Here is a 7579-nt window from a genome sequence, read left to right as displayed (position 1 = left end):
TGAGTGAAAACCCGGACCGCGGCCGAGCGGCCTGAGCTCGAGCTTTCGAGGCGCCCGATGAAGCTGACTGTCCGGCACCTCACCACCTACCGATACGCCCGGGCGGTCCAGCTGCAAGCGCACTCACTGATGCTGTTCCCGCGGGCCAGCCACGACCTGCGGGTCGTGGAAACTACGCTTCATTGCACGCCTGAGGCGCAACTCGCATGGAGCCAGGACGTGTTCGGCAATGTCGTCGCGACAGCTACCTTTGCACGTCCAGCCGCCGAACTGGTCATCGAGAGCTGCTCCAGTGTTGAGCAGTGCGCGCCTGCCTGGCCCGTCTTTCCAATCGCGGTGCGCGCACACAGCTACCCCTTCCGCTATACGGACGCGGAAGAGATCGATCTTGGCGGATTCCTTCGTCCCGAGCATCCAGACTCCGACGGGACAGTGGCCGATTGGGCGAGAGCCTTCGTCTTCTCGACACCTGCCGATACACTGTCGCTGCTGAAGGACTTGAACACCGGCATTCTTCCCGTGGTGGCGTATCGCACCCGCGACGAGCAAGGCACGCAGACCCCGACCGAAACGCTCGCGCTCGCGAGCGGCTCATGCAGAGACATCGCAGCGTTGTTCATCGATGCGGTGCGGCACCTGGGCTTCGCTGCGCGAGCTGTATCCGGCTACATGTACGACCCCGAAGCCTCGCCTGACGACGCGGGCTCCACCCACGCCTGGGCAGAACTATATCTGCCGGGCGCGGGTTGGGTCACGTTCGATCCAACGCACCAGCGGGTCGGCGCCGCGCAGCTTGTGCCCGTCGCGGTGGCCCGCTGTAATGGCCAGATCATGCCTGTTTCGGGGAACTACGTCGGCGCCGCCCACGATTTCGAAGCGATGAACGTTAGCGTGACTGTCACCCCGGGGTAGTACGGCCAACGTGGGTCAGCTAACCCGCGCCGGGCGTGTCCTGAGATCAAGCGAAGCGCAAGTGCGCACTTTCCCCCTCCAGGTCCGAAGCCGCAAGGACCCAATCTCGGCCGTTCAACCGTCCTTCTCTGCTGCCCGATAGCTGCCGCTCGTTCATCGGAGAAATCGAACGTTTGAGGAAGGGCTGACAGCACTACAGTGGATTTGCGGGCAGCGGCATTGAAGGCATGCTCGAGATTTGCCGATCCCAGCAATGCGATTAAGCCTGGTGAGAATACCTAGGCAACGCCCTGATGCACAAAGCTCCGAGGCACGCCGAAAGAGCGACTCCGGCCTCCGGAGAATCGCTGCCATGAACCCCGTTCAATCCGACAATGCGATAAAGGCAGCGGCACGCGCGTCCGTTACGATCGGAAGGCCTGCCGACGAGCTTCGCACGCTCTGGCTCGATCCGGGGACCCAGTCGCGCATCTGGACGCATTTTGCCGAGGTGAACCCCCTTGATGGCCGCACAGCCGAATGGCTCGCCCGCGGTCCGGCGGGCGGTGAATATCGCTGGCGCTCGGAGGCGGTTGAAGTCGGCCCGGATGAGATCCGGTGGTCGTCGCTGGACGGCGCCGATGTGCCAAACACTGGGCAACTGATCTTCAGGCCGGCACCAGGCGACCGCGGCACGGAGCTTCATCTGGAGGTACGGTTCGATCCACCGGGCGGAGTCATCGGTGAGGCGGTCAGCAAACTCTTCCACATCGTTCCCGGCGAGATCGTGAGACACGCGCTCTACAAGTTCCGCGCACTCGCGCTGACTGGCGAGATCCCCACCACCGACCCGCAACCTGCCGCCCGCAAGGGCGGGGCCGACCGATAGGAGCCTAGCCGATGCGCGCACTATGCTGGAACGGCGTCAACGACCTCCGTGTCGAGACGGTCGCCGACCCCGCTATACTCAACCCAAAGGACGTGATCCTTAAAGTCCGTCTTTCTACTACCTGCGGCTCGGACCTGCACCTCATCGATGGCCTGATCCCGACGATGCGCGAAGGCGACGTCCTTGGCCATGAGTTCATGGGCGAGATCGTGGACGTCGGACGCGAGGTGACCAAGGTGAAGCGGGGTGACCGTGTCGTGGTGCCGTCTTTCATCGCTTGCGGACAGTGCTGGTACTGCCAACACGATCTCTACTCGCTCTGCGACACCAGCCATCCCAAGCCGGAGCTGCAGGAGCCGTTGCTGGGCTACCCGACGGCCGGCATCTACGCTTACTCTCACGCCTTTGGCGGCTATGCGGGCAGCCACGCCGAATATGTCCGCGTGCCGTTTGCCGACACAGATTGCTTCGTCGTACCCGATGGCCTCGCCGACGAGGACGCCTTGTTCATCTCGGATGCCGCGCCGACCGGGTTCATGGGCGCTGACTTCTGCAACATCCAGCGCGGTGACTTAGTCGCAGTTTGGGGCTGCGGTGGCGTTGGCCTGATGGCGCAACAGGGCGCGATGATCCTCGGCGCCGAACGCGTAATCGCGATTGACCAATATCCCGAACGGCTCGCCAAGGCAGAGGCATTCGGCGCCATCCCGCTCGACTTCACCAAGGTAGATGTGATCGATGCACTGAAGGAGCTGACGGGCGGACGCGGCCCCGATGCCTGCATTGATGCAGTGGGTATGGAGGCGGCCGGCACCGGGCTCCAGCACGCCTATGATCGAGTCAAGCAGGCACTCTACATGGAGACGGACCGGGGCACGGCGCTGCGGCAGGCTATGCTGGCCGTCCGCAAGGGTGGCACGTTGTCGATCCTGGGCGTCTACGGGCTGATGGACAAGTTCCCGCTCGGACTACTTATGAACAAGGGCGTGACGGTTCGAACAGCGCAGCAACATGGCCAGGCCTATGTCCCGCGCCTCCTCGAGCATGCGTTGCGTGGCGAGCTGACGCCCGCGGCCTTGGCCACGCACCGCTTCTCGCTCGAGGACAGTCCCACCGGGTACCACATGTTTAAGCACAAGGAAGATGGGTGCGTCCGGGCGGTGTTCGCGCCGTAGTAGCGGCTGCCCACCGTAAGATCCGCGCTCGTGCTGAAGGGGCCACCATGACCAAATCCAGAACTACTGCCGCGTCTGTCGTCACTCTTGCGTTGGCGCTCGCATCCGTCGCATCCGCGCAGCTGGAGACGACATCAGCGCGCGTCAGCGGTGTGAGGCTCCAGCCCGTCGCAACCTTTGAGCATCAGGTCACCGGCGTGACGGTCGCCCCGGATGGCCGCATCTTCGTGAACTTCCCGCGCTGGACTGAGGATGCACCCGTATCGGTCGCCGAAGTTACCAGGGATGGAGCGGTCAAGCCCTACCCGAACGCGGAATGGAACGCCTGGCGCAACGCCAGGAAGGACCAGGTCTCCGCCGGTGATCACTTCGTCTGCGTGCAAAGCGTGGTGGCGGACGGGCGCGGCAACCTGTGGGTGGTTGATCCCGCCGCGCCGGCGACCGCGCAGGTCGTGCCAACAGGACCGAAGCTCGTCAGGATCGACCTGCGGACGAACGCGGTCGCGCAAACCATCCCGTTCGGCGAGACCGTCGCGCCCCAAGGCAGCTACCTGAACGATGTGCGCTTCAGCCCCGATGGACGCCATGCCTATCTCACGGACTCAGGCGCGAAGGGCGCGCTCGTTGTCGTCGATCTTCCAAGCGGGCGGGCGCGCCGGGTGCTCGACGGGCATCCGAGCACCCAACCGGAAAAGGGCGTCGTGGTGAGAACGGACGGGCGCGAGGTCCGCCGTCCGGATGGGCGCGGCGTCGAGTTCGCCGCGGACAGCATCGCCCTCTCACCCGACGATCGTTATCTCTATTGGAAGGCACTGACCGGCCGAACGCTATATCGCATCGCCACGGAGGCGCTTGACAATCCCCAGTTGCCCGCACGGGATCTGGAGACCCGCATCGAGCGGGTCGGCGAGAGCGAGCCAACGGACGGCTTCTGGATCGACAAGCGTGGACGGCTCTACCTGACCGCGATCGAACAGAACGCTGTAAAGGTTCGCGACGGTGGTCGCGACACGACCCTGATCCAGGATCCCCGGTTGCGCTGGCCCGACACGTTCTCCGAGGGACCCGACGGCGCAATCTACGTCACCAGCTCGCACATTCAGGACATGAGTTGGTTCAAGCCCGAAAACGGCCCGCGGCTGACGACGCAGCTGTGGCGGATCGAGGGGACCGGCTTGACGCAGTGAACCGCCCGTCGACCTGTTTTGAACCTTTCTAGCCAGGAGGATGTGATGAGAGCAGTCGTCTACAACGGACCCCGCGACGTCGCGGTGCAGGACGTACCTGACGCGCGACTTGAGAAGCCGACCGACGTTCTGGTGCGTATCACGAGCACCAACATCTGCGGCTCCGACCTGCACATGTACGAAGGCCGGACTGACTTCCCGCAGGGCGGCGTGTTTGGCCACGAAAATCTCGGCCAGGTGATCGAGATCGGCAATGCCGTCGACCGGGTAAAAGTCGGCGACTGGGTCGCAATCCCCTTCAACATCGGCTGCGGCTTCTGCAGGAACTGCGAGCGCGGCTTGAGCGCCTTCTGCCTGACGACGCCAGACCGGAGCCTGTTCCCGAACATGGCCGGTGCCGCGTACGGGTTCGCGGACATGGGCCCATACCGGGGCGGCCAGGCCGACCTGCTACGCGTGCCCTATGGTGACTATAACTGCCTCAAGCTGCCGCCGGACGCCGAGGAGCGGCAGAACGACTATGTGATGCTCGCCGACATCTTTCCCACGGGTTGGCATTGCACTGAACTCGCTGGCCTGTGCCCCGGCGAGTCAGTCGTGATCTACGGCGCCGGACCCGTCGGGCTGATGGCCGCTCACGCAGCGATGATCAAAGGCGCCTGCATGGTAATGGTCGTCGACCGCCATCCCGACCGGCTGCGCCTCGCCGAGTCGATCGGCGCGCTGACTGTCGACGACTCCAAGGGCTCTCCCGTTGACCAAGTGATGGAGCTCACGAACGGTATCGGTGCGGACCGTGGGTGCGAGTGCGTCGGCTACCAGGCGCACGACCCGCAAGGCGACGAGCAACCCAACATGGTCATGAACGACCTGGTGAAGTCGGTGAAGTTCACCGGCGGCATCGGGGTCGTCGGCGTCTACGTGCCGCAGGACCCCGCGCCTCAGGATCCGCTCTACAAACAGGGCGAAATCGTGTTCGACCACGGCCTGTTTTGGTTCAAGGGCCAGTCGATCGGTACCGGTCAATGCAACGTAAAGGCGTACAACCGCCAGTTGCGCGACCTTATCTCGACCGGGCGGGCGAAGCCGTCGTTCATTGTGTCGCACCAACTGCCGCTCGACGATGCGCCGAACGCCTACCGGCACTTCGACGCACGCGACGATGGCTGGACCAAGGTGGTGCTCAAGACCGCCGCCTGAACAACCGGTCTGGCGGAGCGGCGCGCATCCGCCGCTCCGCCGCCGTCCGCTCCACCCTCTCGCAGAGAGATACGCCATGCCGCTCTACGATTACGATTGCACCGCGTGCGGTCCGTTCACGGCGTTACGTCCCATGGCGCTGTTCCGGGATCCATGCGACTGCCCGGCATGCGGGGCCGACGCGCCGCGCGCGCTCCTCGGCGCACCGGCCCTCGCCGGCATGGACCAGACCCGACGGGACCCGCCCGGCTCTAAGGAGCCTCACGCGAGCAGCGACCGGAGCCCGAAGGCGGCGCATCCCGCGGGATGCGGCTGCTGCGCGCGCCGGTCGCCCTTCCCGGGCGCACTGGCGTCGAAAGGCCGAGTCTTCGCATCTAGCGGCCCGCTTGGTCGCGGGCGGTGAGCGTGTCCCGGAAAGACGCTCCCATCCGTACCACGACGCAGCTACGCTCCTCGCCCGAGACGGTCGGCATGGAGCATCGCCCGTTCGGCCCCGTGCCAGGCAAAATTCCTGTAATCGGCCAAGGCACCTGGTACATCGACGATGCGCACCGGCCGACCGCCGTCGCCGCCCTGCGCCGCGGGCTTGATCTCGGCATGACCCACATCGACACCGCCGAGATGTACGGCGAGGCCGAGTTGGTGGTCGGCGAGGCGATCGCCGGCCGGCGTGATCAAGTGTTCCTCGTCTCCAAGGTCCTTCCGAACAATGGCTCTCGCGCCGGGACGATTGCGGCCTGCGAGCGGTCGCTCGCCCGCCTCAACACCGACCGCCTGGACTGCTACCTACTCCACTGGCCTGGCTCACATCCGCTAGAGGAGACCTTTGCCGGCTTCGAGCGGCTGCGCGATCAGGGCAAGATCCTGTCTTGGGGCCTGAGCAACTTCGACGTGCCCGACCTCCAGGCGGCCTGGGCGGCCGGGGGAGCGGGGCGGATCGCGTGCAACCAGGTCCTGTACCATCTCGAAGAGCGCGCAATCGAGCACGCAGTGCTGCCCTGGTGCGAGGAGCACAGCGTCGCCGTGGTCGCCTACAGTCCTTTTGGTCACGGCAACTTTCCGGGGCCGCGCTCGCTCGGCGGGCGCGTGCTGGAGGAGATCGCAGGGGACCACGACGCGACCGCGCGTCAGGTGGCGCTCGCCTTCCTTGTGCGCCGATCATCCACCTTTGCCATTCCAAAGGCGTCTAGTCCCGAACACGCCGAAGACAACGCGGGCGCCGGGGCGTTGCGGCTGACCGACGCGGAGTTCGCCCGGATCGATGCGGCGTTTCCGCCCGGCCCCAGGCCGCGCCGGTTGCCGATGCTGTAACCACGAGGAGGAAAATGACATGGCAATCGGATCGCAGGGAGCCGGACTCGCCGTGAGCGTCGCGTTGCTCATCCGACTGGAGGCGAAGCCCGGGCGGGAGGCCGAAGTCGCCGATTTTCTGCGCAGCGCGCAGCCACTGGTTCAGGAGGAGCCGGGAACGACCGCTTGGTCCGGCATCCGGATTGGACCTTCGACATTCGGCATCTTTGACGCATTTCCGGACGAAGCGGGCCGCAGGGCGCACCTCGCCGGAAAGGTCGCGGCAGCGTTGCAGGAGCGCGCCGAAGAATTGCTTGCCGCCCCGCCGGTGATTGAACACATCGACGTAATAGCGGCGAAGCTGCCCTAAGCGTCGTAGGCGCGTCGCATCACCATTGGCTCAAGGCAAGGGTGCCGGCACTGCGTACCGACCAATCGCTCAGCTTGGCTGGCAAGTTTTCTTCGTAGGCTGTGCAGCGGTCCGCGTGGAGCATCTGCCGGCCGCGGCCGCCGTCATGGATGGCGCGCGCCCTCGTCGCTTCCCATCTAAGGCTGGTAAGGAGAGGCAAATGGCCGGTGGTTGGACGCGCGATGGCGCGGTGCAGGATCAGACCGACGACACGGTGACGGATCCTGTGCTAGCCGCCCGAGCGAGCATGCCGACCGGAGTTAGCGAGCCGTACTGCGCGATCTGTGGCGACGACATACCAGAGGGTCGCCGTCTCGCGATGCCCGGGGCGCGCACGTGCGTCGCGTGTCAGAGCGGGCGCGATCGACACATCCCAGAAGCGGAGAACCGCTAAGGAAAAGGTCGTTGGCAGCGAAGCGTCATCTTGTGGGCGAGCGTTTCTTCTTGTCGATGATCGCGGACTGCTGCCATCGGCTACAGCCGAGTGTCGCCGTGGGCTGCCCATTTCTCACTCATTCACCGCCCAGATTAATTGGGG

General features: G+C 65.1%; 9 protein-coding genes. All 9 read left to right on the top strand.

The features are described 5' to 3' along the window. Positions 1-57 precede the first annotated feature (57 nt). The 9 genes from FHS94_RS06685 to FHS94_RS06645 all read left to right on the top strand — a co-directional run bounded on the left by FHS94_RS06685 (position 58) and on the right by FHS94_RS06645 (position 7435). On the top strand, positions 58-912 hold the full coding sequence (locus FHS94_RS06685) for a transglutaminase family protein (protein ID WP_184055914.1): 855 nt from the start codon (positions 58-60) through the stop codon (positions 910-912). Between the two features lie 352 nt (positions 913-1264). Further along, on the top strand, positions 1265-1780 hold the full coding sequence (locus tag FHS94_RS06680) for an SRPBCC family protein (protein ID WP_184055912.1): 516 nt from the start codon (positions 1265-1267) through the stop codon (positions 1778-1780). Between the two features lie 11 nt (positions 1781-1791). Further along, positions 1792-2955, top strand: coding sequence for a zinc-dependent alcohol dehydrogenase (locus FHS94_RS06675; protein WP_184055910.1), 1164 nt, complete (start codon positions 1792-1794; stop codon positions 2953-2955). A 47-nt stretch (positions 2956-3002) separates the two neighbouring features. Then, on the top strand, positions 3003-4142 hold the full coding sequence (locus tag FHS94_RS06670; RefSeq protein WP_184055908.1) for an SMP-30/gluconolactonase/LRE family protein: 1140 nt from the start codon (positions 3003-3005) through the stop codon (positions 4140-4142). 45 nt (positions 4143-4187) lie between these two features. Then, positions 4188-5342: a glutathione-independent formaldehyde dehydrogenase gene (locus FHS94_RS06665; RefSeq protein ID WP_184055906.1), complete on the top strand. Its 1155-nt coding sequence runs from the start codon at positions 4188-4190 to the stop codon at positions 5340-5342. Continuing rightward, positions 5266-5745 (top strand): FmdB family zinc ribbon protein, encoded by a 480-nt coding sequence (locus tag FHS94_RS19900; protein ID WP_425506162.1) that lies wholly within the window; start codon positions 5266-5268, stop codon positions 5743-5745. The genes FHS94_RS06665 and FHS94_RS19900 overlap by 77 nt, the downstream gene beginning before the upstream one ends. Positions 5746-5747: 2 nt before the next feature. Next, entirely contained in the window at positions 5748-6653 is a 906-nt protein-coding gene (locus tag FHS94_RS06655; RefSeq protein WP_343055195.1) for an aldo/keto reductase, read from the top strand. 19 nt (positions 6654-6672) lie between these two features. Further along, positions 6673-7002: a putative quinol monooxygenase gene (locus FHS94_RS06650; protein ID WP_184055902.1), complete on the top strand. Its 330-nt coding sequence runs from the start codon at positions 6673-6675 to the stop codon at positions 7000-7002. A gap of 145 nt (positions 7003-7147) precedes the next feature. Beyond that, positions 7148-7435, top strand: a complete 288-nt coding sequence (locus FHS94_RS06645) for a TraR/DksA family transcriptional regulator (protein ID WP_425506166.1) — start codon at positions 7148-7150, stop codon at positions 7433-7435. Positions 7436-7579 lie beyond the last annotated feature (144 nt).

It is taken from the genome of Sphingomonas aerophila, from assembly GCF_014199305.1.
GTDB classification, from domain to species: Bacteria; Pseudomonadota; Alphaproteobacteria; order Sphingomonadales; family Sphingomonadaceae; genus Sphingomonas; species Sphingomonas aerophila.
This window is presented reverse-complemented; position numbering and strand designations above follow the sequence as displayed.

Bases quoted from the DNA above. Each gene is read 5' to 3' on its own strand.
- FHS94_RS06645 (WP_425506166.1), top strand. From the start codon at position 7,148: ATGGATGGCGCGCGCCCTCGTCGCTTCCCATCTAAGGCTGGTAAGGAG.
- FHS94_RS06675 (WP_184055910.1), top strand. From the start codon at position 1,792: ATGCGCGCACTATGCTGGAACGGCGTCAACGACCTCCGTGTCGAGACG.
- FHS94_RS19900 (WP_425506162.1), top strand. From the start codon at position 5,266: ATGCGCCGAACGCCTACCGGCACTTCGACGCACGCGACGATGGCTGGA.
- FHS94_RS06680 (WP_184055912.1), top strand. From the start codon at position 1,265: ATGAACCCCGTTCAATCCGACAATGCGATAAAGGCAGCGGCACGCGCG.
- FHS94_RS06670 (WP_184055908.1), top strand. From the start codon at position 3,003: ATGACCAAATCCAGAACTACTGCCGCGTCTGTCGTCACTCTTGCGTTG.
- FHS94_RS06685 (WP_184055914.1), top strand. From the start codon at position 58: ATGAAGCTGACTGTCCGGCACCTCACCACCTACCGATACGCCCGGGCG.
- FHS94_RS06650 (WP_184055902.1), top strand. From the start codon at position 6,673: ATGGCAATCGGATCGCAGGGAGCCGGACTCGCCGTGAGCGTCGCGTTG.
- FHS94_RS06665 (WP_184055906.1), top strand. From the start codon at position 4,188: ATGAGAGCAGTCGTCTACAACGGACCCCGCGACGTCGCGGTGCAGGAC.